Genomic DNA, 23,601 nt, shown 5'->3' on the forward strand with positions numbered 1-23,601 from the left:
GGGCATTTTTACAATAAGCGGCAATTGCTTTATAGCTGAGAAGGATTAAATCCTAGCGACCATTACGTCCACGACCACGTGGTGCTTTGGTATTTGGGCGGGTGGTACCATTGGTCTTACGACGTGGTTTTTCACCATCTTCCATTTGCCAGATACGTTTAGTTCCAGATTTCTTTGTTGAACCATCTTTATTCTTACGAACGATCGGTTTTCCACCTGTACCGCCAGGTTTCTTCACATAAGAGCGTGAGCGGTAAGGTTCATCTGCTGGAATATTTTGGAAGTCTGGATAAAGTAATGGTTCAATTTCTTTAGTTTCACCAGGTTGTAAACCCATTTGCACCAAATCAATTGCACCAATCTTGGTACGGATCAAACGTAAAGTCGGGAAACCAACAGCCGAAGTCATACGACGGACTTGACGGTTACGGCCTTCACAAATAGAAATTTCAATCCAAGATGTTGGAATATTGGCACGGAAACGTACTGGTGGATCACGATCCCATAACCATTCAGGTTGTTCAACTTTATTCGCTTGAGCAGGTAAAGTCATACCATCTTTTAGCTCAACACCTTTACGCAACTGTTCTAGGGCTTCTTCAGTCACATCACCATCAACTTGCACCAAATAAGTTTTAAATTTCTTATTGGCAGGATTGGTAATGTATTGATTTAAACCACCATGATCAGTTAAAAAAACTAAACCTTCAGAGTCCATATCGAGACGACCCGCCAAACGCAAAGTCGAGTCATCTACGAAGTCAGACATCGTCATATGTGCTTCGTCTTTACGAAACTGGGAGAGGACGTCATAAGGTTTATTAAGAATGACAATTTTCACTTTAGACCACTAATAAATATCAATAAAATTTTTGAGTTTGATAAAGTTACCCGTTTGAAGAGAGTTGGGTAAAGATAAAGACTACGATATGTGCGCTACTATATCAGATTACGCTTTGTATTCTTCAACTTTATTTATTTACCTAGGCTGAGTTGTAAATACATTTTTCTTAAGCGGGGGATTGGTGGTTTTATCTTGCTAGAATTTACCATTGCGTGAAATGGAGATAGGCAACTTGAAAACAGCATCTATTGAAGCTAAGCCTAATAATAAAAAAGCTGTACCACCTTTGGGTAGTACAGCTTTTTTGAATAGCGTAGATCTCAAGTTTTAATCAGTGATCACAAGCTATTAGTTGGTTGATCATGTTGTTTAGTGGTCATGTTTTAGATATTCAGGTTCTTTCGGTAATTTAAAACTACATAAGAAACAGATCACTAACATGACAATCACATAAAGGAAGAAGGTGCTTTCAATACCCGCTGCTTTGAACTGTAGTGCAACAGATGGCGCAGAACCACCAAAGATTGCATTACCCACAGCATAAGAGAAACCAACACCCAATGCACGAACATGTGGTGGGAACATTTCTGCCTTAACCAATCCGCTGATAGAGGTATAGAAGCTGAGCAACATCATGAGGAAAATAAGTAACAGAGCAACCATCAATGGCGAATAACTGAAATGTGGCATCCAGATCACCATGACTGGATAGATGAAAATCGCCATAGTACCACTGAAGGCAAGCATTGCAGCACGACGGCCAATGCGGTCAGAAATAGCACCAAACACAGGTTGTGCAAGCATAAAGATAAAGAGTGAAGCTGTCATAATGAATCCGACAGTTTTACTATCTACACCCATATTGGTGAGGTAGGTCTTTGAATATACTGTAATCACATAGAAGGTGAGGGAACCCGCAGAGGTATAACCTACAACCAATAAGAAGGTTTTCCAGTGATTCTTAAACAGTTCACTTAAGCTTCCAGATTCTTCTTTATCACTGTCTTCGCTAGATAATGTTTCTTCTAAACGGCTACGTGCAAGTAGAGAGATAATTGCAGCAATACCACCAATGACAAAAGGAATACGCCAGCCACCATCAAGCAATTGCTGCTCTGAAAGGAATGCCAGCATAATAACACCGAGCAAGCTTGCTAATAATTGACCGCCCGACAAGGTGACATATTGGAAAGAAGCAAAAAAGCCTCGTTGACCCTTTAAGCCAAGCTCGCTCATATAGGTTGCTACAGCACCATATTCACCACCTACAGATAAACCCTGTAGCAGGCGAACAAGTAAAAGTAGGAAAGGTGCTGCCATTCCAACTTGTTCATAGGTTGGGAGTGCGGCAAATAAGAAAGAGCTTACTGCCATAAGACAGATGGAAATGACCATTGATTTTTTACGGCCATGTTTATCGGCAATTCGTCCGAAAACCCAGCTACCAATTGGTCGCATAAAGAAGCTGGCTGCAAAGACACCCCATACATAAATTGCTTGAGTACCGGAGTCCATATCAGGTGCAGTTAATGCTTTAGTGAAATATGCCGCAAACACAGCATAAATATAAAAATCAAACCATTCTACTAAGTTTCCTGAAGCTGCGCCGACGATACCGCGTATACGACCTCGCTTCTCTTCTTTAGTGTAAGTTTTATCCATTATTTACATCCATGAGATAGGTTGAATCACAATAAATTCAAAATTCATTACGATTTAAAAAACAGGAATAATGTTAAAGATTTTAAGACTAAATAATAATTGCAAAGATGGTTAATTTGATTGGAGACGATAGGATAGGCAGAAAGAATTAAAAAATGAATTTTGATTTATTTTTTCATTAAAATTCATGTGAAAACATATAGTAAAAGTGAATTACTTTTGTAATTAATCTTAACTTGATTGTGACCTTGTGAAAATTATTTTTTTAAAATATAAATCAATGGCAAAAAACACCAATAATAAAAATAAAATTACCGATTTTTGTTTGTGATCTATTGTGGTGCATAATTTAATGCAATGAAATATATGAATATATTGTGGTTTTAAGGTGGCTGGTTTGGTCATTAATCTATTGTCAAAATGTTATAGATTTTTAAATTAAATGGCGAATATAAAATCAAAAAATTAGAAATCATGTTTATAGTGAAAATGTATAGTAAGTCTCACTTTTAAAGATCTGGCTCTTGGAAAATTTATGTGTATGGAAAAGCAAAGCTAATATTTTTATTTTAAGCATTAGGGATGATTGAGCTTGTCGATTTATATAAAAAATGATGGTTTGAATGATATTAAATAATGAAACATTGTGCTTTATTCAGTAGAGAAATGTTGTTATTCCTCGTATAAATCTCAAAAAATGTACGAATTAGACTAGACTGATATGCGCTAAGAAGGGTTAGAAGTATTGTCTATTTGGCAATTATTTTGGATTTGCCAACTATAATAAAAGGGAGAACCTGAACAATGGGTTATCAGAAGATCGTAGTACCTGCCGATGGTAGCAAAATTACTGTAAATGCAGACTTGTCACTGAATGTTCCAAATCATCCAATCATTCCTTTTATTGAAGGGGATGGTATTGGTGTTGATATTACTCCAGCCATGAAAGCTGTTGTAGATGCCGCAATTCAAAAAGCATATGCTGGCAAACGTTCGATCGAATGGATGGAAGTTTACTGTGGTGAAAAGGCAGATAAAATCTACGGGACCTATATGCCTGAAGAAACTTTTGAGGCACTGCGGGAATTTGTGGTTTCGATTAAGGGTCCATTAACTACACCTGTGGGTGGTGGTATTCGTTCATTGAATGTCGCTTTACGCCAAGAGCTCGACCTTTATGTTTGTGTACGTCCTGTGCGTTGGTTTGAAGGAGTACCGTCACCTGTTCAACACCCTGAATTGACCGACATGGTGATTTTTCGTGAAAATTCCGAAGATATCTATGCAGGTATCGAATGGAAAGCGGATTCTCCTGAAGCGAAAAAAGTCATTAAATTCTTAAAAGAAGAAATGGGTGTAACCAAGATTCGTTTTGAAGATAATTGTGGGATTGGTATTAAACCTGTATCGAAAGAAGGTACTCAGCGTTTAGTGCGTAAGGCGATCCAGTTTGCGATTGATAATGATAAGCCAAGTGTAACTTTAGTGCATAAAGGCAACATTATGAAATATACCGAAGGTGCATTCAAAGAGTGGGGCTATGAACTGGCAATTGATCGTTTCGGTGGCGAGCTGATTGATGGTGGCCCTTGGGTAAAAATTAAAAATCCAAGAACGGGTAAAGAGATCATTATTAAAGATGTGATTGCCGATGCCTTCCTACAGCAAATCTTAATGCGTCCTTCTGAATACTCTGTGATTGCGACACTTAACTTAAATGGTGACTATATTTCTGATGCCTTGGCAGCTGAAGTTGGTGGTATTGGAATTGCGCCGGGTGCAAATATTGGTGGTGCAATTTCTGTATATGAAGCAACCCACGGTACGGCACCAAAATATGCAGGCCAAGATAAAGTCAATCCAGGCTCTATTATTCTTTCTGCAGAAATGATGCTTCGAGATATGGGGTGGATTGAAGCTGCTGATTTGATTATTCAGGGCGTATCGGGAGCGATTGCTGCGAAAACTGTTACCTACGACTTTGAGCGCTTGATGCCAGGTGCAACTTTGCTTCGTTGTTCTGAATTTGGTCAAGCAATTATTGATAACATGGATAATTAATCTAAACACGACTTAATCAAAGGTCTGCCAGGTGCAGACCTTTTTGTTATTTATGGTTTGTCTATTTTATTCTAGAATCTAAGTATATTTATTAAACTTTAGGCTGTGAGTAATTGCACCAACAACTGATTACTGTAGACTGTTTTTAGCGGTTGTTTGAAAAAATATTAATTATATTTTAAGGGGTTAATCGAATGAACATAGAAAAAGATCCTAAAATACTGGTTGCTCCACTTGATCAATTAAATTTTTTACATGAAGCCAAGCAATATATTGATAAAAATCTTACCAGTACTCAAGCCTATTATCTAATGACCAGTAAGCCGCCAGTTTGGTTGAGGGTTGCGTTTAAGCTAAGAGATTTTTTAAGCCGGCATTTAGGTGGTGTGCAACCTATTCAAGGCTTTGGTGAATCAACTAAACCACTTCAAGTCGGTGGGAAAGCAGATTTTTTTGATGTGGTTAAAGTCTCAGATCGTGAGCTTTTTTTACAGTCAACCGATAAACATTTGAGTGTATTGTTGGTTTTGCAAATCGAGGAATATGATGAGCTTAGAAATGAATTAACGATATGTACCAGTGTGGTGACATATAATCTTTTTGGGAAAATTTATATGCTGCCTGTTTCTTTGGTACATGGTTTTATTGTTCAGCAATCACTTAAAAACCTTCAAATTAAATCTTGAAACTGAAGGATTTGACGTATGACAAAATGCTGTAAAACTTGGCAAAAAAAGTCATATTTATACCTTAATTGTAGATGAAAACTCCTGTGAATAAGAAAACTCCTGCGTAAATAGCAATTTAAATCATTTGTTGATATTTTGTTGAAACTTAAATGGAGTGTTGGTTGTGAAAAAAGTATTGTTGGTTATCTTAGCTTTAGGGATTTCTCATCATGTATTTGCTAAAGACGTACACAAATGTGTGGTAAAAGGTTCGGTAACTTACCAATCTAGACCCTGTGCTGGAACTGCTACAGTAAATCCACAGCAACAACTTCAACAAAAATTAACTCAACGAACTGCAAACCAAACTTCGATACAACAACAAAAAACTCAGTCTGAAATGCATCAGTATTCTCAGCAGCAACATCTGCAACGCCACTCTGGAAACGGAACATCTAATGAGATTCCAGATACTGTTGAAGGTAAAAAGAAAAGTTTGGCTATAGCGCAAGAAGCTTATAAACAAACAAAGAATCGATAATTGTTTTTTAAATCTGCTTGGACCTTTTTTGTTTTATGGGCAACTGGTTTTTATTAAAGCTGCTTCTATTAAAGCGGTTTGGAGAATAAGCTCAATATAACAATAATTTGATGGATGAAGAGTATTGGTGGAAGTGATTGCCGAAGCTTCTAAATCACAAGGTGATATGCTTTTTACTTAAGTTTTTCGCTTTCAATAAATAGGGGATTGTAATCCTATGGCTGTAGGCGAGTAATGTATTGGATGGGATTATTCTGTTATATTAACCAGCCTAGTTAAATTTATTGAAAGCCTTGAATTTATGTCACAGACAAGTTCGAAAAAATTTTATATCTTTGCGACATTAGCATTGTTATTTCCAGTATTTTTAGTTGGAATGGCTTTTCTTGCGGCTAAAAGTGATGCTGAAACCAAACGGGAATATGATCAAATTCGCCAAGAACATGCTGAAAAGATTGAGTTGCAAAAACAACAGCAAAAATTAGAGCAACAAAACTTATCGCAGCCTGAAACGAAGAATGCAGTGTCTTGATAAGCAATCTTTAATGAAAAGTCATTAAGGCTAAAGCTAAAAAAACCGCCAATTTGGCGGTTTTATTTTTCATCAAAAATTATTTATTTTTGTCTTTCAACTGAGGGATCGCAGATCCTGTACCGACAGCCAATAAACCAGTATTGGTATAAATACCAAGTTTTGCACGGGTGTCCGTGATATCAAGATTACGCATAGTCAATTGGCCGATACGGTCAGCAGGACTAAACATTGAATCACCTTTTTCCATGGTTAAACGCTCAGCTTCATAAGTGAGGTTTTCTGATTCAGTGTTCATAATCGTGTAGTCATTACCACGACGAAGTTCTAAAGTCACAGTACCTGAGATTGCTTTAGCAACCCAGCGTTGTGCTGTTTCACGTAGCATCAATGCTTGTGAATCGAACCAACGACCTTGATACAATAAACGACCTAGACGTAAACCATTGATACGATATTGTTCAATAGTGTCTTCGTTATGAATACCCGTTACAAGACGTTCATAAGCAATATGAAGAAGTGCCATTCCTGGAGCTTCATAGATGCCACGAGATTTTGCTTCAATAATACGGTTTTCGATTTGGTCAGACATACCTAGACCATGACGACCACCAATACGGTTGGCTTCAAGAATGAATTCAACAGGGTCTTCAATACGTTTGCCATTTAATGCAACAGGAAAGCCTTCTTCAAACGTTACAGAAACTTCTTCAGCTTCAACTTTTACGTCTTCTTTCCAGAACGCAACGCCCATGATTGGCTCAACGATTTTGATGCCTGCATTGAGGTATTCAAGATCTTTCGCTTCGTGAGTTGCACCCAACATGTTTGAATCTGTTGAATAGGCTTTCTCTTTCGACATTTTGTAATCAAAACCATTGTCGATCAAGAATTGTGACATTTCAGCGCGACCGCCTAATTCATCAATAAATTGCTGATCTAACCAAGGTTTGTAAATTTTAAGTGCAGGGTTGGTTAATAAACCATAACGATAGAAACGTTCAATATCGTTCCCTTTATAGGTTGAACCATCACCCCAAATATTAACATCATCTTCTTTCATTGCTGTAACAAGCATTGTACCTGTTACTGCACGACCTAATGGTGTTGTGTTGAAATAAGGAACACCACCAGTGCTGATATGGAATGCACCACATTGAATTGCAGCAATACCTTCCAATGCAAGTTGTAAGCGGCAGTCAACCAATCGGGCTTTTACAGCACCGTAGTTTTCAGCTTTACGCGGAATTGCATCGTAGTCATCTTCATCAGGTTGACCTAAGTTTGCTGTATAAGCATAAGGTTCTGCGCCTTTTTGTTTCATCCACAATAAAGCTGCTGAAGTATCTAGACCACCAGAAAAGGCGATACCCACTTTTTTGCCTACTGGTACATTCTGCAAGATCGTTGCATTATCAGTCATTGCTCGTCCTAACTATTTCGAAAGAGGCACCACATACATGGGTGGCCAAAGAGAATTTTATAAACGCAGTATTGTAGCACTTTTTCAATCAATGTTTTATTGGATTTGAAGGTTAACATTGAAAAAATAACAATTTGTAGAGTGAAATGAATTTACTTAAATGACCTATGCACCTCATGTAAAAACTTATAAGAAAAGTCAAATTAACGAGGTGTGAAATTTAATAAATTGATATAATTTTCTAATTATTAAAAACTTTTAATCCTATGCAATTAAATAAAACGCTCTACTATACGCATAATACTTTGTTTGGCTTTTACGGTATTTTGTTGCTTATATTAATTTTCTGTGCACTAACTTCGGGGTTTAATTCCACTGGTTTTGTAGGTGTGGTATTTGCTTTTGCGGTGTTATTTGGTTTGGCATACTTACATTATAAAGCCGCTATTGAAGTTGAAAAGGGGAGTGAAATAGGGAGATTGATGTCTACCATTATTGGGTGTTTATTCTTGATTGGATTTCCAGTAGGTACTTGTATAGGGCTGCTGATTTTGCTGAATGTGCGTAAGGCCAAATGGCAGGCTGCGGATTGACCTATGTTAAAAGTAGGATAAATTGGATGTATAGAGTTAATTCAATATATCTGATTTGTTCAGGATCATAGCTGATCATTTAAACCAATAAACTGCTTTTCAATCGGGGTAAATACATGTTCACTTCGTGCAATTAGATAGAATCCGATATCTCGATATTGTTCGGGTGTTTCTCGATAATATTGAATATTAAATTTTTTAATCAGTGACTTTGCAATCATTGAAATTCCCATACCCAATTGAGTGAAATTGACTAAGGCTTCATGATCATAAATATGGGTTAATTCACCTTTGGTTAAATGATAATCTGTATAAATATGATCTAAAGTGGTTGCATAACAGCATTCTTCTGAGGCAAGTAAAATATTTTGATGATTGAGACAGTCTTCAAGGCTGTCATGGTTGATGACATTTTTCCCAATAATCACCAATTGATCATCTGCCTTTTGAATATACTGAATATTTTTCTGTTTTGGGTGACCTAAAACATAAGCGATATCTAGATTTCCGCGTAAAATTTCATCTTCAATATAGCCTGTAGCACCTGTTTTCATGGTGATTGAAAGCTCAGGGTAGGTTTCATAAAGTTGACTAAAAGACGGGTAGAAACGCATTCCGCCTAAACTGGTGTTGGTACCAAAGCGTAAATATTTTTCCTGTTGATAGATTTTATTTTCTGTTTCTTCCCACGTGAAGATCATTTTTTTATATTGTTGATATAAATTCATTCCTGATTCGGTCAGCTCAACACCTTTGGGTTTTCGGATGAATAGTTGACGTTTATAGTGATTTTCAATCTTTTTTATTTTTGCAGTCATATTCGATTGTAAATAATTGAGTTTATTTGCTGCTGCGGTAATGCTTTTTAGTTCAGCAACAGTCACAAATGATTTGATATCACCCATATCGATATTCATTTCAATTCCTCAATAATGCATTGAATACGTGCTGACACTAAAGTATCTGCTTTAGCATCAAAAAAAATGATGCGTACATTAAAACATAGCATTATTCATGATGTCATTTATTTTCTATACTCTATGTACTTTCCATCTGTTGAGTACAGCAAATGAATCTTCGAGTGATTGGTGCAATTGTATTATTGTGTCTCGTCTGGGGATCTTTGTGGGGATTGGTCAAACATAGTTTGCAAATATTTCCGCCATTCTTATTTATTTCTACGCGTTTAATCTTAGCTGCGCTTACCCTTATGTTGGTTCAAGTACTGTTAAGAAAATCTGTTTTACCCGCAAAAGGTGAATGGCAAAAACTGATGATCTCAAGTTTGATGATTTGTATTGGTTTTTATGCAACACAAACCTTTGCTATGCAATTTGTTGATTCAGGATTGTCTGCGGTTTTAGTGTTTACTATGCCTATTTTTATTGGTGTATTGGCGCATTATATTTTAGATGAGCGTTTAAATAGCCAAAAAATGATTGGGTTGGTTCTTGGCACATTAGGCTTGATTGCGATTCTTTGGCCACAATTACATCATATTCATTTGAATTTATCGTTAATTGGTCAAGCTTTCTTAATCTTGTCTGGCTTCTTTTGGGCTTTAACCACAGTGTATATCAAACAGAATTTTGCGACTTATGACAAAATCAAATTGACCTTTTGGCAATTGCTGATGGGTGGGGTAGTGATTCTGATCAGCGCTTTAATTTTTGAACCTGTAGATGTTAAAGTTTGGATGAATCCACTGAATGATTCAATCCTGTTCTATATTGCTGTGATTGGGACAGGTTTTGCCTTTGCCTTGTGGAATTGGATTGTGAGTCAGGTGGATACCTTCGTTGCGTCTATTTCAATCATGTGTATTCCTATTCTAAGTTTATTTTTTGGTTATGTGCTTTGGCATGAGCCGATTACAATCAACATTATTATCGGTGCGGCATTTATTTGTTCAGGAATTATTTCAAGTTCTTTAAATCTTAAAATCAAGAAAAAACCTGCAAGCTTATTGAGTTGTGAGCATCGTTAAATCAATGAATGGGCATTGTTGAAGTAATTTATAGTTGATTAAATTTATATAATTTTTAATTAAAGTAAAAAGCAAAATCAGTGAACATTTATTGGTTTTGCTTTTTTTCTTTCTATTTTTACTTGATATTTGTTTGTTTAAAGCGATGCATTGACGCTTATTTTAACTGATTTTTAAATTGGTCTGACTAATTTTAGTTTTGCAGTATTTCTAAACCCGATAATAAACTTAAATCAGTGTTACTAAAAAGTGTATGAAAGAATAGCATACGACTAAAGTTGTAGAAAATTAGTTTAATTTAAAAAAACATAATATAAAACAAATGAGTTGTTCGATTTGAAACCCTGAAATCTGAAGGATTGATCTGTGAATCGACTGAAATACTTGCAATATTGGTCATACCAAAATAATTAATTGAGTGCTAACTATTGATCTTTAAATCAGCAAAAATTAATATTAAGTGGCAGTTAGTGCAAAATTTTTTAATTTAAAACTAAATTGGTCATACCAATTATTGAGAAATAAATGGATGATTCAATGATATTTCACGTTCTAGCAAGCATTTCAAGGAGATGACAATGCTTCAACATTGGCAACAGATTTATGATCCGATGGGCAATATCTGGGTATCCAGTGCCATTGCGCTGATACCAATTATCTTTTTCTTTTTAGCCCTTGCTGTATTCCGCATGAAAGGAAGTGTTGCGGGGACAATTACAGTTGTATTGGCTTTACTGGTTTCATTATTTGCTTATCAAATGCCAACGATGATGGCATTGGCATCATTGGTCTATGGTTTCTTTTATGGTTTATGGCCAATTGCTTGGATCATTATTGGCGCAGTATTCCTATATAAAGTTTCAGTAAAAACAGGGCAGTTCGATATTATTCGTTCTTCGATTTTGTCGATTACTGAAGATCAACGTCTGCAAATGCTTTTTGTTGGTTTTGCTTTCGGTACTTTCTTGGAAGGTGCTGCTGGCTTTGGTGCGCCTGTTGCGATTACCGCAGCGTTATTGGTGGGGCTTGGTTTTAAACCACTTTATGCGGCGGGTCTATGTTTGATTGTGAATACAGCACCTGTAGCATTTGGTGCAATGGGGATTCCAATTATTGTGGCTGGACAGGTTTCTGGTGTAGAAACAATGGAAATCAGTCAGATGGTTGGACGTCAGTTGCCATTTATGGTTCCAATTGTGCTGTTCTGGATCATGGCAATTATGGACGGTTGGCGTGGTGTAAAAGAAACTTGGCCTGCTGTGATTGTCGGTGGTGGTTCTTTTGCGCTTGCACAATATTTGACTTCAAACTTTGTGGGTCCAGAATTACCCGATATTACCGCTTCAATTGCGTCTTTGGTTTCATTAACGATTTTATTAAAATATTGGCAGCCAAAGCATATCTTCCGTTTTGCAAATGAAGATGACAGCATGAGCGAAAATCTTGCTGAACAGAAACAGCAGAAATATAGCCTTGCTCAAATTGCCAAAGCGTGGTCACCATTTGCGATTTTAACTGTGATGGTTACGATCTGGAGTGTAAAACCATTTAAGGATTTATTTACCAAAGATGGCGCGCTGCATGATTTAGTGATTTCTATCAAAGTGCCATATTTGCATCAAATGATTCAAAAGATGCCACCTGTTGTTGCTGAAGTAAAAGACTATGATGCAATTTATAAATTTGATTGGTTCTCAGCGACGGGTACCGCAATTATTATTGCTGCAATCATTACCATTATTTTCTTAAAAATGAAGCCAAAAGAAGCAGTGGTTACTTTTGCTGAAACCGTTAATGAATTAAAAATTCCAATTTATTCGATTGGTATGGTGTTGGCATTTGCTTTTATTGCTAACTATTCAGGAATGTCTGCAACCTTGGCTTTGGCATTGGCACATACGGGTCAAGCATTTACATTCTTCTCTCCATTCTTAGGATGGTTAGGTGTATTCCTTACAGGTTCGGATACTTCTGCAAATGCTTTATTCGGGGCATTACAAGCCACGACTGCGCAACAAATTGGTGTCCCAGAAGTATTACTGGTTGCTGCAAATACCAGTGGTGGTGTCACTGGGAAAATGATTTCTCCTCAGTCGATTGCAATTGCATGTGCGGCGGTGGGGCTGGTAGGTAAAGAGTCTGATCTGTTCCGTTTTACGGTTAAACACAGTATAACGTTTACTGTAATGATCGGTATTATTATTACACTACAAGCTTATGTGTTCCCATGGATGATTCCATGAGCATAAAACGTCACTGAATGAGGAAAGCAGATGAAAGTCTCTGACAAAGTGGTACAAAGCCTTCGTATGTTAATTGAAGAAAAAAACATGCAAGTCGGAGAACGTTTACCTGCTGAACGAAAGTTGTGTGAACAACTGGGCGTATCCCGTTCCTCTTTAAGAGAAGCGATTTCTCAACTGACCAGTACTGGAATGCTGGTCAGCAAAGGCGGGGCGGGGACCTATTTACAACAATTCCCGGTGAATTGGTCGCAAAACCAAATTGTTGAATCTTTAAGTAATTTGATTGATGAAGACCCAGCATATCGTTTTGATGTGCAAGAGGCGCGAACAATCCTTGAAGGTGGTTCAGCTTGGTATGCGGCACAACGTGCAACCCCTAAAGATCTGGCTCAGATTCGCGAATATTATGATCAAATTTCATATTTTCAGTCGATTGGTGATGATGAGCAAGCTTCACTTGCCGATGCTAAATTTCATTTGGCGATTGCTGAAGCATCGCACAATTTAGTGTTGATACAGATGATGCGGGGCGTTTTTGATCTGTTGCAGTTTAACGTGCTCTTGGGTAGACGCAAAGTGTACTCAGAAACACATCGATTTGATCAATTGCATGATCAGCATTTTAAAGTGATGGATGCAATTGAACGTCATGATCCAGATGCTGCAAGAGATGCGGTCTGTGGACATATAGAATTTGTAGTACAGCAAGTGCGTATGATTGATGAGGAAGAAGCCCGTCGTCAGCGTGCGAGCCGATTAAACAGGATATGAGCATGATTATTTCTTCTGCGAATGACTATCGTGAAGCCGCGCGACGTCGTTTACCCCCATTTCTTTTTCATTATATTGATGGTGGTGCGTATGCGGAATATACACTAAAACGAAATGTAGAAGATTTATCAAAAATCGCTTTAAGGCAACGTGTTTTAAATGACATGTCACAGCTAAGCCTAGAAACAAAATTGTTTGATGAAACTTTATCTATGCCAGTTGCATTGTCTCCTGTTGGATTAACAGGGATGTATGCACGTCGTGGTGAGGTTCAAGCTGCTGTGGCGGCAGATAAAAAGGGCATTCCTTTTACCTTGTCGACCGTATCTGTTTGCCCGATTGAGGAAGTTGCACCAGCAATTAACCGCCCAATGTGGTTTCAGTTATATGTGCTGCGTGATCGTGGCTTTATGAAAAATGCTTTAGAGCGAGCCAAAGCTGCCGGTTGCTCAACTTTGGTGTTTACTGTTGATATGCCTGTACCCGGTGCGCGCTATCGTGATGCACATTCTGGTATGAGTGGTCCAAATGCAGCGATGCGTCGTTATATGCAGTCGTGCTTCCATCCGCATTGGGCTTGGAACGTCGGTTTGCTGGGGCGTCCACATGATTTAGGCAATATTTCCAAATACTTAGGAAAGCCGACTGGACTTGAAGATTATATCGGTTGGTTGGGCAATAACTTTGACCCGTCTATTTCATGGAAAGACCTTGAGTGGATTCGTGAATTTTGGGATGGCCCGATGGTGATTAAGGGGATCCTTGATCCTGAAGATGCCAAAGATGCGGTACGTTTCGGTGCCGATGGTATTGTTGTATCAAACCATGGTGGTCGTCAGTTAGATGGTGTCTTATCGTCTGCGCGTGCACTTCCGCCAATTGCAGATGCCGTCAAAGGGGATATTAAAATCCTTGCTGACTCTGGTATTCGTAATGGTTTGGACGTGGTTCGTATGCTGGCATTGGGCGCAGATACCTGCATGCTCGGACGTGCTTTTGTCTATGCATTAGGAGCAGCAGGTGGTGCAGGCGTTTCTAATCTGCTTGAGTTAATTGATAAAGAAATGCGTGTCGCAATGACTTTGACAGGCGCCAAAACAATTGCAGACATTAATGCTGATTGTTTAGTCAAGTTAGACAAAGCATTGGATGCGTGATGTATTTTTGATACGTCATCAAGCTAAATGACAGTGTTCAATTTGATAAACGCAAATGTCATCCATGCAAATTTCATCTGTAGTGCTTTGAGGCAGAACGACCTTATAACATGATGTATTTGCAAAGCATCAAATGAAAAGATGTGATTTAACGAGTTTTGCGGATGAGCATGGTTCAAGCTACTTTTCATCAAAAAAGTAGTTTGAACTGATCGTTGATCCCTCAATACAAATAATATTGAAAAAAACGCTGTCGGAATGAATGCCTTATTGAATGAGATTGAATAAGGGTTCATCAATAGGATAGGGAAAATGCAATCTAATATTGATTCACAACACACCATTCAGCAATTGATCAACATCGTCGGTCAGCAACACGTTTTAACTCATGATCATGCTACCCGCTTGTATCGTCAGGGTCGTCGTTATGGCTCAGGGCAAGTGCTGGCTGTTGTGGTTCCTGGAACCTTGTTTGAACAATGGCAAGTGCTACAAGCTGCTGTAAATGCAGACTGTATTGTGATTATGCAAGCTGCAAATACTGGGCTCACAGGTGGTTCAACACCTTTTGGTGATGATTACGACCGACCCGTTATTTTAATGAGTACACGTCGTTTGGCGGGTATCCAAGTGATTAACCAAGGTCAGCAAGTGATTTGCTTACCAGGTGCAACCTTAGATCGTCTTGAAAAAGAGTTGGCACACTATAATCGTGAGCCGCATTCAGTGATTGGTTCATCTTGTATTGGTGCATCGGTTTTAGGTGGAATATGTAATAACTCAGGTGGAGCATTGGTCCGCCGAGGTCCTGCATATACTGAACTGGCACTTTATGCACAGGTCAATGCGTCAGGTGAGTTAGAGTTAGTCAATCACTTGGGGGTGAATCTGGGTGAAACACCTGAAGAAATTTTGACAAAACTCGAAAATAAAAACTATCAATTCAATGATGTTATTAATAATGCCAGTTGTTGTGCTTCTGATCATCGTTATGCGCATGATGTTAAACAGGTTGATGAAAATACACCTGCACGATTCAATGCGGATCCATCACGTTTATTTGAAGCTTCAGGTTCTGCAGGTAAAGTCTGTGTCTTTGCAGTACGTTTAGACACCTTTGAAAAAATTCCAAGTCAGGTATTTTATGTGGGGACCAACTCACATGATGATTTGACGGAAATCCGTCGTTTCTTACTCAAAGATTTGCCAAGATTACCGATTGCGGGTGAATACATTCATCGTGTTGCCTATGATATCGGTGCTGAATATGGCAAAGATACCTTTATGTTTATCGAGAAATTTGGTACTGCAAAAGTGCCTGCTGCATTTGCATTAAAAGATAAGGTGGATGGGTATCTCGAAAAAATCGGCTTACGCAGTTTGTCTGATAAAATGTTGCAGATGGTGACAAAGCTGCTGCCGAATCATTTACCAAAACGGATGAATGAGTTTCGTGATTTATATGAACATCATTTGATGATTCGTATCGAAAATCAGGATGTTGAGCAAGTAGAACGCTTTTTAAAAGAATATTTTCAACATAAAACATCAGGTGATTTTTTCCATTGTACGGATGAAGAAGGGCGTAAGGCTTTTTTACATCGTTTCGCAGTGGCAGGTGCAGCAATTCGCTATCGTGATACGCATCGTTCGGAAGTTGAAGATATTGTGGCGCTGGATATTGCTTTACGCCGTAACGACCGTGAATGGGTAGAGACGTTACCTCAAGAGATGGATGATTTAATTACCCATAAATTGTATTACGGACATTTCCTCTGCCATGTGTTTCATCAAGATTATATTGTCAAAAAAGGGGTAGATCCTTTGGCGATGGAACATCAGATGTGGCATTTGCTGGATAACCGTGGTGCAGAATATCCTGCGGAACACAATGTAGGACATTTATATATTGCGAAACCTACTTTAAAAAATCATTATCAAAAGCTTGATCCAACCAATAGCTTTAATGTCGGCATTGGGCAGACCAGTAAATTAAAATACTGGAAGTGATGATATTGAGTCGTGTTAATTTGGATTTTTCATGATGATTAATCAGATAAACAGTCTGTTAAAAAAGTGCTAGATGATGAACTGATTTATTTAATGAAAATAGCCATGCAAAAGCATGGCTATTTTTTATTTTTGTTCGCCTAATTTAGAGGAAATAAATCCAAGTACAAAAGCACTGATAAAGAAGGTAACAACCGTGTAGAGTGCAGATTGTGTGGTAAACCAAATTGCAATGGTTAAGATCGTAACGATCGCTGTACAAACCCAAATCGCCAACCCCGAAGTTGCTGAAGGTTGTTGAGATGGAGCAGGGGCAATTTGATCTGGTGTGGACGGATCTTCTTTGGTATTTAAATCGTGAATAGGGGCATGTAGATTCACACCATAAAAGAAATAGGGATGATCATCAAAACGTGCAAGCTCAATACGTTGCATTTCAATAAAAGAAATTTGTTGTGAATGATCTTGTGCTGTATTTTCAATGTGTTGTAACAATTGGGTTAAGAAATGGGCATCATTTAAATCCAAGGGTAAACCACTGGTGCGTAATAAAATGTACTCAGGATAATGTTGTTCGATTAAAGATTTAAAGTCATCAAAATGGTAGCTATTTTCTACCCCAAAAATTTCTATAAATAAGGGTTTACGCGCTGCTAAATTGACGAGTGCTTGCTGTTGATCAATAACTAAATAAGCATACTGACTCTCACCAAAGTCCTCTTGGCGTTCTTCTAGATCAACTTGGTTGCGTTCATCGTTGATATCAAGATCATCTATATATCTTGTCCAGAAAATATTTTCTTGCTTAAACAGCATAAACCATAAAATCGGAATGAATGCATTTGCTTCGAGTTCAAAAGATGCGCTTTGAAAAAACTCTGCCCATTGATTTTGACTACCTCTTGGCATATGGCTAAAGGTAGAACTGGTTAAAAATACCGGGTGGCTCATAAGGTTGATGCCTTTTCTTATTTACTTTTATTCAGCAGTTATATTGCAAAATAACGAAAATTGACACAGAAGATTGTTATAAAACTGTATAACACTTTTCTTTTATTTGAGTCATATTAAGATGTGTTGCTTCTTGCTGTGGGTAAGACAGATAGAATTGACACTATCTACGATGAAAATATCAAAAATTGCCATCAAAAAAAAATTAAAACTCGATAAAGTAGTATGCAACAAGTTGCAAAGCCAAACTTAAAGGATTCATCATGACAAATAGCTATGCAAATATCTTAAAACCACTCCATCTGGGATTTACGACCATTAAAAATCGTGTCGTGATGGGTTCAATGCACACAGGTTTAGAAGATCGTTTTTATAACTACCCAAAACTTGCTGCATATTTTGGAGAACGCGCCAAAGGTGGTGTTGGGCTAATTATTACAGGGGGGATTTCCCCAAACCGCCAAGGTTGGTTGTTGCCAGCCGGTGGTACGATGAATACTTTAGGTGATATTGCACCACACCGTTTAGTCACACATGCTGTACATAAGCATGGTGCAAAAATTCTGATGCAAATTCTGCATGCAGGGCGTTATGGTTATCAACCGTTTGTTGTATCTTCAAGCCCAATCAAATCACCGATTTCGATGTTTAAACCACGTCAGATGAGTGACAAACTGATTCTTGAAACCATTCAAGATTATGCTGAAACAGCTAGTCTGGCAAAAAAAGCCGGCTATGATGGCGTAGAGATTATGGGTTCAGAAGGCTATTTACTGAATCAATTTTTAAGTCGCCATGTGAACCAACGTGAAGACCGTTGGGGCGGGCCAATTGAAAACCGTATGCGTTTGGCAGTCGAAATTGTAAAAGCGATTCGTGCCAAAGTTGGTGAAAAATTTATTATTTGCTTCCGTTTGTCGATGCTCGATTTGGTCCATGACGGTAATACCATGGATGAAGTGATCACTGTTGCACAGGCATTAGAAAAAGCAGGTATTACTTTACTCAATACCGGGATTGGTTGGCATGAAGCACGTGTACCCACGATTGTAACCTCTGTCCCGCGTGCTGCATTTGTAGACTACACTGCAGAAGTGAAAAAGCATGTCGCTGTACCTGTCATTGCTTCCAACCGAATTAATATGCCTGATACTGCTGAGGAAATTTTGGCAGCAGGTAAAGCGGATATGGTGCAAATGGCGCGTCCATTATTGGCAGATGCTTTTTGGGTAAGTAAAACCGCAACCAATCGTGTTGATGAAATCAATACTTGTATTGCATGTAACCAAGCCTGTTTAGATCATAGTTTTCAAAACAAGCGTGCAAGTTGTTTGGTGAACCCACGAGCAGCGCATGAAACTGAACTGGTTTATCTTAAAACAAAAAAACCGAAGAAAATTGCGGTTGTTGGCGGTGGTGTTGCTGGAATGTCAGCAGCTACTATTGCGGCAAGTCGTGGACATCAGGTGACTCTGTTTGAAGCCTCTACTGAGGTCGGTGGGCAGTTTAACCTTGCTAAAGTTGTACCAGGTAAAGAAGAATTCCATGAAACCATACGTTATTTTAAGGTTCAGATTGAAAAAACTGGTGTGGACTTACGTTTAAATACCAAGGTGAATCGTGAGCAACTAGAACGTGAAGGTTTTGATGATGTGGTGATCGCAACAGGTGTGATTCCACGGGGTCTAAATATTGAAGGCAGTAACGCACCGCAAGTATTGTCTTATGCGGAAGTCTTGCGTGGCGCACCTGTTGGGAACAGAGTCGCTGTTGTTGGTGCAGGTGGTATTGGTTTTGATGTGTCGGAATATTTGTTAAAACCTGAGCATCAGCCGCAACCGCAACCTTTGGCAGATTGGCAACGCGAGTGGGGTGTAGACCCAAATCCAAACTATATGACTGAAGGTGGTTTTGTTCCTGCTGAAGTAGAGCAACCAATTCGTCAAATATATTTGATGCAACGTAAAACCACACCTCTGGGTATTGGTTTAGGTAAAACCTCGGGTTGGGTACACCGTGCACAATTGAAAAAACATGCGGTAAGAATGATGCGTGGCGTGCAATACAAGTCTGTCACCAATGAAGGATTATGGATTGAAAGCAATGGTCATGATCAATTGTTACGAGTCGACACGATTGTGGTGTGTGCAGGTCAGGAATCCGTTAAGGACTTAATGCCTCAAGAGGGTGAGTCAACTTTAGCAAATTACCATATTATCGGTGGTGCAAAATTGGCTGGTGAGCTTGATGCAAAGCGTGCGATTCGTGAAGGTGCTGAAATAGCAGCTAAACTTTAATCAAAATCATCTATTTTGATGAAACAATATGCATTTGAATGGTTTAAGTCTATTTTTTTCTTGTCAGAGTTGGAAAAGCTTAGTATTCTTGCGCACATGGAAGCGTGGCAGAGCGGTTTAATGCACCGGTCTTGAAAACCGACGAGGGTGTGAGTCCTCCGTGAGTTCGAATCTCACCGCTTCCGCCAAATATTTAAATAAGCCCTTGTTTTTACAAGGGCTTGTTTTTTATCTATGATTTTACCCCTCAACCTACCCCTCATCAAACATTGGATTAGGTGATATCTAAAGAGACATCTTTTTACTTATTTGGACATCATATTAGTTGAAAGAAAATTTCTAGTAGAATTCCAAACTGATTTTAAGGTGGGGAATTTTGCAAATATCCACTTTGGTCTTATGCTTGAATGGTCTGTTGTATTTGGTTTTTTACTGTTGCTTATCTTTACTTTCATCTTGGATGAGTTTTCTTGATCTTATACATTCTGTTTATGAGATTTTATCGATTCATAATTATGGGCAGACTGTAAAAAAATAAATCTACCCATATTCTTTAGATGCTTGTAAGTGATGTTAAACCCATAAATTTGATGATACTGGTATATCATACGGACTGTTAAGTTGTCTGCATCCTTACAGATTGATGATCTCATATAAATTTTCTGGTGATAAATTTTTCACCATATCATTTAGACCTTTACTTAGACTTGCTTTACTAAATGTATGTTCATAAAGTATGTCCCTCATACCACAAGTGATAAATATTGTTGCTTTTTTAGGCTTTATGGTTTTTATATCTTTATCATTTTCAAGTAATTCATAAAGCGTTTGGAACAAATCGGAAAAATAATCCATGCCTGTATGATTGATTGAGTTGCGACGATCTTGATTGATAGCATTCTCAATTATAGTTTGGTTTGCAGAGCCGTGAATTTCACTTAGCATAAATTTAGAATAATTCGCTGATTCAAACTGCTGGATGTTACCCTTGTTGATCTTTGTTTCAAAAATTTTATCGTAGTAAATCAGGCTGATTAGCGCAGTAAGAATTGCATCAGCTCTTTTGAGTACTTCAAGTGAATTTGCACAATCATCTAAAATGATGCTCAAGCTATGAATTTTTTCAGAAACCTTATTGTCAATAATAGGCTGGGCATCTGTCCCATTTCTCTGATTATCTAATCTTGTAGCCATAAATTCATGTATAAATTTACTTAAAAGCACAGGCAGATTGCTAACATCCTCTTCTAGATTTAGATGAAGATTTATGAACTTTGAAGGTGGCAAATTGGCATCTAACGGAGAGCATCCAATAAATGATTTTGTGGACTTCTGTAGTGGTGTACCATAAATTTTCAATCCTTTAATTGCATTCCTAACTTCGTGATATGAAGGGACTTGAGTTATATTTGTGCCTTTTATATCTTTGCTATTCTTAAAATTATGATATTCAATATAAATTTTAAGATAATCCAAAAATAGAGATTTAATATCCCAGAATGGTAACAAGTCAGGTAAGAAATACTTTTCGTTCAAAATACGTTTGAGGTTTGTCGAAAAATTGGGGAATTGTGTCCATTCTTCATAACTTTTGATGTTTTCCCAAAATATGCAATAAAGTTCTTCAAATATTGATGTTAGTTCATCTGGTTGAAGTAAATGGTTTAACAAAAATATATCTTCATCCACTAATTGCCTTGTTTGACAATATCCCATTACATGGTTGAGTAACTGTCTGCCAAAGACAATTATCTCTACTTCAATCTTGATTTGCTCAATAGGTAGTGACTTTCTTTCTTTATATTTTTCAGTTAGCAGGTTGACCAGTTGCCTCAATATTACATCCCTAATACGTATTAACTCGTTATACAGATTTGGGAAAGTTGCTTGAAACTCTCTTGCTTTTACAGCTTGCTTTACTAATTTTTGCATTACAGGGTGAGCTATTCTGTAAATTTCATGATCGAAGACGGGATTACTCATTTAAATACGCTACTTAACAATTGTGAATCTTGTTTTGCTGATGTTTCTGAGGATTCTAGAGCATATTTATATCCGAAGACATCCACATCAGGTTTAAATCGGAGTAAACAATGCAAACCTCAGAAACCAAAAAAAATCAGATTCTTAGAATGAAAGGAGTAACAGAATTAGTCTGTTTAAGTAAATCAAGTCTGTATGACAAAATGAACCCGAAATCCAAGAGATATGATTCGTCTTTTCCTCGTCCGATTAGATTGGGACTATCAGCCGTTGGTTGGTTAGAGCAGGACATAATTGATTGGATCAATTCAAAAAAAAGCTAACCAGATTAGCAAGATATCTTTACAACTCTCACATACCCTATTAACCCTTATAACACTGTAATTCCTTGATTTCGAGGTCATGGGATTACAGTGATTTTTACGCCTGACCATTTGTGTTACTTATATGATCAGTATATCTAATAATATTAATTATTATATAAATTGACTTAATTAACAAATTGTTAGGTGTAATTACGTACAGAGAAGTTCATTATTATGAATCAATCATCCTATCTTATGAGTAATAATCAAACACCTGCTTTAGCACATGAATACTTAACACAAGTACCTGAACACTTTCTAAATCAGCAGACTGAAATAACTGATACTGATTCATCTAATCAGCCCATTCAGATTACAGCACCATTGGAAGAGCAACAGTCTTTACTCAATTCAATGTATGAAGAATGCTTCAATGCAGCAGACGATCAGCATTCAAGCTCATTGGCATTGGATTACTTATTAGATTTCAACACTGAATATAACCAATATGAAATTCGATCAAATCCTGAAGCTGAGAAAATATTCTCAGAAATTGAATTAGTAAAACAAATCTTAAAACACAACTATGTGCAGGCTTATCGTAAGATCAAAGGCACTCTGTATCATGGATGGTATGAGCCTATTGATAAAAAATTCATTGAATTATTAAAGCAAATACTCATCCAAGGGTTTGATCCTCTAGAGCATTATGATTGTGAGCATCATAAGATTGTTATGCAAGCGTATAACGAAATTCTAAAGGGTTATTTTCATGCTGATTTTTATCTACATTACCCCAATGATATTATTCAGCTAAGAAATACTGATGGAACAATAACTTCAATTTGTTATGCAGAATTAATTAATCTATTCATTGAACGTTTGTATTTGCTAACTCAAGAAAAGGAATTCAAATACCAACAGAAAAAACGAAGGGAACGTTCCCAATATCAGCAAAAGGTCGCTACAGAATGTGTAGATACGATACTGGCTAAACATTCGAGAATTGTCATTGCTCGTGTCGATTTTCGTTATGGAAAAACACAAAACCCTGAACTTGCCCAAGTCAAAGCAGATTTAATCACATGCCTTCGTTATTTAAAGCGTACTTCAAATTTACGTATATTGGGCTATCTATGGAAATTGGAATTTGCCGAAAAAACGGGCTATCACTACCACTGTTTTTTCTTTCTCGATGGTCGTAAACACTCACAGGACATTAAGTTAGCACAACAGATTGGTGAGGTCTGGAAAAGAGTGATTGGTGATGAGGGGACTTACTATAATTGCAATATTGATGCTCACAATGGCAAATACAAAGATGTCGGTATTGGCACCTTACATCGCAGTGATAAACAAAAATACGAGTATTTGATTAAAGCCATCCGTTATATAACCAAAAGAGACCAATTCATTGTGCATAAAAGGATTAAGCAGGATGAAGAGAATGAGCAAAACCTTAGAAATGATAAAGCCTACTTCATACGTGTATTTGGTAAAAATATTGCTAAGGATGTTGCGATAAAAATGGGTAAATCTCTTAAAAATACTGGTCAAAAGGAGGCATGAA

19 protein-coding genes and 1 tRNA gene are annotated in these 23,601 nt (G+C 37.6%); 14 read left to right on the plus strand and 6 right to left on the minus strand.

Annotation, left to right across the window (positions count from 1 at the left end; all coding sequences use genetic code 11):
- Positions 1-52: 52 nt before the first annotated feature.
- Together PYV58_RS06120 and PYV58_RS06125 are read right to left on the minus strand one after the other, a co-directional pair.
- Positions 53-841 (minus strand): pseudouridine synthase, encoded by a 789-nt coding sequence (locus tag PYV58_RS06120; protein ID WP_004823066.1) that lies wholly within the window; start codon positions 839-841, stop codon positions 53-55.
- Between the two features lie 372 nt (positions 842-1,213).
- On the minus strand, positions 1,214-2,506 hold the full coding sequence (locus PYV58_RS06125) for an MFS transporter (protein WP_004823065.1): 1,293 nt from the start codon (positions 2,504-2,506) through the stop codon (positions 1,214-1,216).
- 804 nt (positions 2,507-3,310) lie between these two features.
- On the opposite strand from PYV58_RS06125, the gene icd reads away from it, so the two are divergent.
- From icd to PYV58_RS06145, 4 genes are all read left to right on the plus strand, one after another.
- On the plus strand, positions 3,311-4,567 hold the full coding sequence (gene icd, locus PYV58_RS06130) for an NADP-dependent isocitrate dehydrogenase (RefSeq protein WP_034616235.1): 1,257 nt from the start codon (positions 3,311-3,313) through the stop codon (positions 4,565-4,567).
- A 194-nt stretch (positions 4,568-4,761) separates the two neighbouring features.
- Complete coding sequence (locus PYV58_RS06135; RefSeq protein ID WP_034616237.1) at positions 4,762-5,253, plus strand: DUF2867 domain-containing protein; 492 nt, start codon at positions 4,762-4,764, stop codon at positions 5,251-5,253.
- Between the two features lie 166 nt (positions 5,254-5,419).
- Positions 5,420-5,776, plus strand: coding sequence for a hypothetical protein (locus tag PYV58_RS06140; protein ID WP_034616240.1), 357 nt, complete (start codon positions 5,420-5,422; stop codon positions 5,774-5,776).
- A gap of 301 nt (positions 5,777-6,077) precedes the next feature.
- Complete coding sequence (locus PYV58_RS06145; RefSeq protein ID WP_004724907.1) at positions 6,078-6,308, plus strand: hypothetical protein; 231 nt, start codon at positions 6,078-6,080, stop codon at positions 6,306-6,308.
- A gap of 79 nt (positions 6,309-6,387) precedes the next feature.
- Here the strand turns inward: PYV58_RS06145 and argG are convergent, their stop codons facing one another.
- Positions 6,388-7,731 (minus strand): argininosuccinate synthase, encoded by a 1,344-nt coding sequence (gene argG / locus PYV58_RS06150; protein ID WP_004724905.1) that lies wholly within the window; start codon positions 7,729-7,731, stop codon positions 6,388-6,390.
- Positions 7,732-7,997: 266 nt separating this feature from the next.
- Here argG and PYV58_RS06155 point away from each other — a divergent pair, with 266 nt between their 5' ends.
- On the plus strand, positions 7,998-8,324 hold the full coding sequence (locus PYV58_RS06155; protein WP_034616243.1) for a hypothetical protein: 327 nt from the start codon (positions 7,998-8,000) through the stop codon (positions 8,322-8,324).
- Positions 8,325-8,389: 65 nt separating this feature from the next.
- Here the strand turns inward: PYV58_RS06155 and PYV58_RS06160 are convergent, their stop codons facing one another.
- Complete coding sequence (locus PYV58_RS06160; RefSeq protein WP_004724903.1) at positions 8,390-9,241, minus strand: LysR family transcriptional regulator; 852 nt, start codon at positions 9,239-9,241, stop codon at positions 8,390-8,392.
- 152 nt (positions 9,242-9,393) lie between these two features.
- Between PYV58_RS06160 and PYV58_RS06165 the strand changes: the two genes are divergently transcribed.
- From PYV58_RS06165 to dld, 5 genes are all read left to right on the plus strand, one after another.
- Positions 9,394-10,311 carry a DMT family transporter gene (locus PYV58_RS06165; protein ID WP_275059722.1) on the plus strand — a complete coding sequence of 306 codons (918 nt, stop codon included), beginning with the start codon at positions 9,394-9,396 and terminating at the stop codon, positions 10,309-10,311.
- Positions 10,312-10,883: 572 nt separating this feature from the next.
- Positions 10,884-12,554 (plus strand): L-lactate permease, encoded by a 1,671-nt coding sequence (gene lldP, locus PYV58_RS06170; protein WP_171066882.1) that lies wholly within the window; start codon positions 10,884-10,886, stop codon positions 12,552-12,554.
- A 30-nt stretch (positions 12,555-12,584) separates the two neighbouring features.
- A complete protein-coding gene (gene lldR, locus PYV58_RS06175; RefSeq protein WP_034618110.1) occupies positions 12,585-13,328 on the plus strand; it encodes a transcriptional regulator LldR in 744 nt (247 codons plus the stop codon).
- A gap of 2 nt (positions 13,329-13,330) precedes the next feature.
- A complete protein-coding gene (lldD, locus tag PYV58_RS06180; RefSeq protein WP_004823052.1) occupies positions 13,331-14,485 on the plus strand; it encodes an FMN-dependent L-lactate dehydrogenase LldD in 1,155 nt (384 codons plus the stop codon).
- Positions 14,486-14,797: 312 nt separating this feature from the next.
- Positions 14,798-16,495 carry a D-lactate dehydrogenase gene (gene dld, locus PYV58_RS06185; protein WP_034618112.1) on the plus strand — a complete coding sequence of 566 codons (1,698 nt, stop codon included), beginning with the start codon at positions 14,798-14,800 and terminating at the stop codon, positions 16,493-16,495.
- 126 nt (positions 16,496-16,621) lie between these two features.
- Here dld and PYV58_RS06190 read toward each other — a convergent pair whose 3' ends face one another.
- Positions 16,622-17,446: a hypothetical protein gene (locus PYV58_RS06190; RefSeq protein ID WP_034618114.1), complete on the minus strand. Its 825-nt coding sequence runs from the start codon at positions 17,444-17,446 to the stop codon at positions 16,622-16,624.
- A 263-nt stretch (positions 17,447-17,709) separates the two neighbouring features.
- Here PYV58_RS06190 and PYV58_RS06195 point away from each other — a divergent pair, with 263 nt between their 5' ends.
- Together PYV58_RS06195 and PYV58_RS06200 are read left to right on the plus strand one after the other, a co-directional pair.
- On the plus strand, positions 17,710-19,743 hold the full coding sequence (locus PYV58_RS06195; protein ID WP_004823046.1) for an NADPH-dependent 2,4-dienoyl-CoA reductase: 2,034 nt from the start codon (positions 17,710-17,712) through the stop codon (positions 19,741-19,743).
- Between the two features lie 98 nt (positions 19,744-19,841).
- Positions 19,842-19,931, plus strand: a tRNA-Ser gene (locus tag PYV58_RS06200).
- Between the two features lie 445 nt (positions 19,932-20,376).
- On the opposite strand, the gene PYV58_RS06205 is transcribed toward PYV58_RS06200, so the two are convergent.
- The gene (locus tag PYV58_RS06205) at positions 20,377-21,726 is read right to left on the minus strand and encodes a hypothetical protein (protein ID WP_004801557.1); all 1,350 of its coding nucleotides are present in this window, start codon (positions 21,724-21,726) and stop codon (positions 20,377-20,379) included.
- 149 nt (positions 21,727-21,875) lie between these two features.
- Between PYV58_RS06205 and PYV58_RS06210 the strand changes: the two genes are divergently transcribed.
- Together PYV58_RS06210 and PYV58_RS06215 are read left to right on the plus strand one after the other, a co-directional pair.
- Positions 21,876-22,049, plus strand: a complete 174-nt coding sequence (locus PYV58_RS06210; RefSeq protein WP_228127864.1) for an AlpA family phage regulatory protein — start codon at positions 21,876-21,878, stop codon at positions 22,047-22,049.
- A 216-nt stretch (positions 22,050-22,265) separates the two neighbouring features.
- Complete coding sequence (locus tag PYV58_RS06215; RefSeq protein ID WP_004699698.1) at positions 22,266-23,600, plus strand: inovirus-type Gp2 protein; 1,335 nt, start codon at positions 22,266-22,268, stop codon at positions 23,598-23,600.
- Position 23,601: the final 1 nt, after the last annotated feature.

The organism is Acinetobacter sp. TAC-1 (genome assembly GCF_029025845.1).
In the GTDB taxonomy this organism is placed as follows: domain Bacteria; phylum Pseudomonadota; class Gammaproteobacteria; order Pseudomonadales; family Moraxellaceae; genus Acinetobacter; species Acinetobacter guillouiae.

Excerpts from the sequence above, each read along its gene's own strand:
- PYV58_RS06125 (WP_004823065.1), bottom strand. The coding sequence starts at position 2,506 with ATGGATAAAACTTACACTAAAGAAGAGAAGCGAGGTCGTATACGCGGT.
- icd (WP_034616235.1), top strand. The coding sequence starts at position 3,311 with ATGGGTTATCAGAAGATCGTAGTACCTGCCGATGGTAGCAAAATTACT.
- PYV58_RS06135 (WP_034616237.1), top strand. The coding sequence starts at position 4,762 with ATGAACATAGAAAAAGATCCTAAAATACTGGTTGCTCCACTTGATCAA.
- PYV58_RS06145 (WP_004724907.1), top strand. The coding sequence starts at position 6,078 with ATGTCACAGACAAGTTCGAAAAAATTTTATATCTTTGCGACATTAGCA.
- argG (WP_004724905.1), bottom strand. The coding sequence starts at position 7,731 with ATGACTGATAATGCAACGATCTTGCAGAATGTACCAGTAGGCAAAAAA.
- PYV58_RS06155 (WP_034616243.1), top strand. The coding sequence starts at position 7,998 with ATGCAATTAAATAAAACGCTCTACTATACGCATAATACTTTGTTTGGC.
- PYV58_RS06160 (WP_004724903.1), bottom strand. The coding sequence starts at position 9,241 with ATGAATATCGATATGGGTGATATCAAATCATTTGTGACTGTTGCTGAA.
- PYV58_RS06165 (WP_275059722.1), top strand. The coding sequence starts at position 9,394 with ATGAATCTTCGAGTGATTGGTGCAATTGTATTATTGTGTCTCGTCTGG.
- lldP (WP_171066882.1), top strand. The coding sequence starts at position 10,884 with ATGACAATGCTTCAACATTGGCAACAGATTTATGATCCGATGGGCAAT.
- lldR (WP_034618110.1), top strand. The coding sequence starts at position 12,585 with ATGAAAGTCTCTGACAAAGTGGTACAAAGCCTTCGTATGTTAATTGAA.
- lldD (WP_004823052.1), top strand. The coding sequence starts at position 13,331 with ATGATTATTTCTTCTGCGAATGACTATCGTGAAGCCGCGCGACGTCGT.
- dld (WP_034618112.1), top strand. The coding sequence starts at position 14,798 with ATGCAATCTAATATTGATTCACAACACACCATTCAGCAATTGATCAAC.
- PYV58_RS06190 (WP_034618114.1), bottom strand. The coding sequence starts at position 17,446 with ATGAGCCACCCGGTATTTTTAACCAGTTCTACCTTTAGCCATATGCCA.
- PYV58_RS06195 (WP_004823046.1), top strand. The coding sequence starts at position 17,710 with ATGACAAATAGCTATGCAAATATCTTAAAACCACTCCATCTGGGATTT.
- PYV58_RS06205 (WP_004801557.1), bottom strand. The coding sequence starts at position 21,726 with ATGAGTAATCCCGTCTTCGATCATGAAATTTACAGAATAGCTCACCCT.
- PYV58_RS06210 (WP_228127864.1), top strand. The coding sequence starts at position 21,876 with ATGAAAGGAGTAACAGAATTAGTCTGTTTAAGTAAATCAAGTCTGTAT.
- PYV58_RS06215 (WP_004699698.1), top strand. The coding sequence starts at position 22,266 with ATGAATCAATCATCCTATCTTATGAGTAATAATCAAACACCTGCTTTA.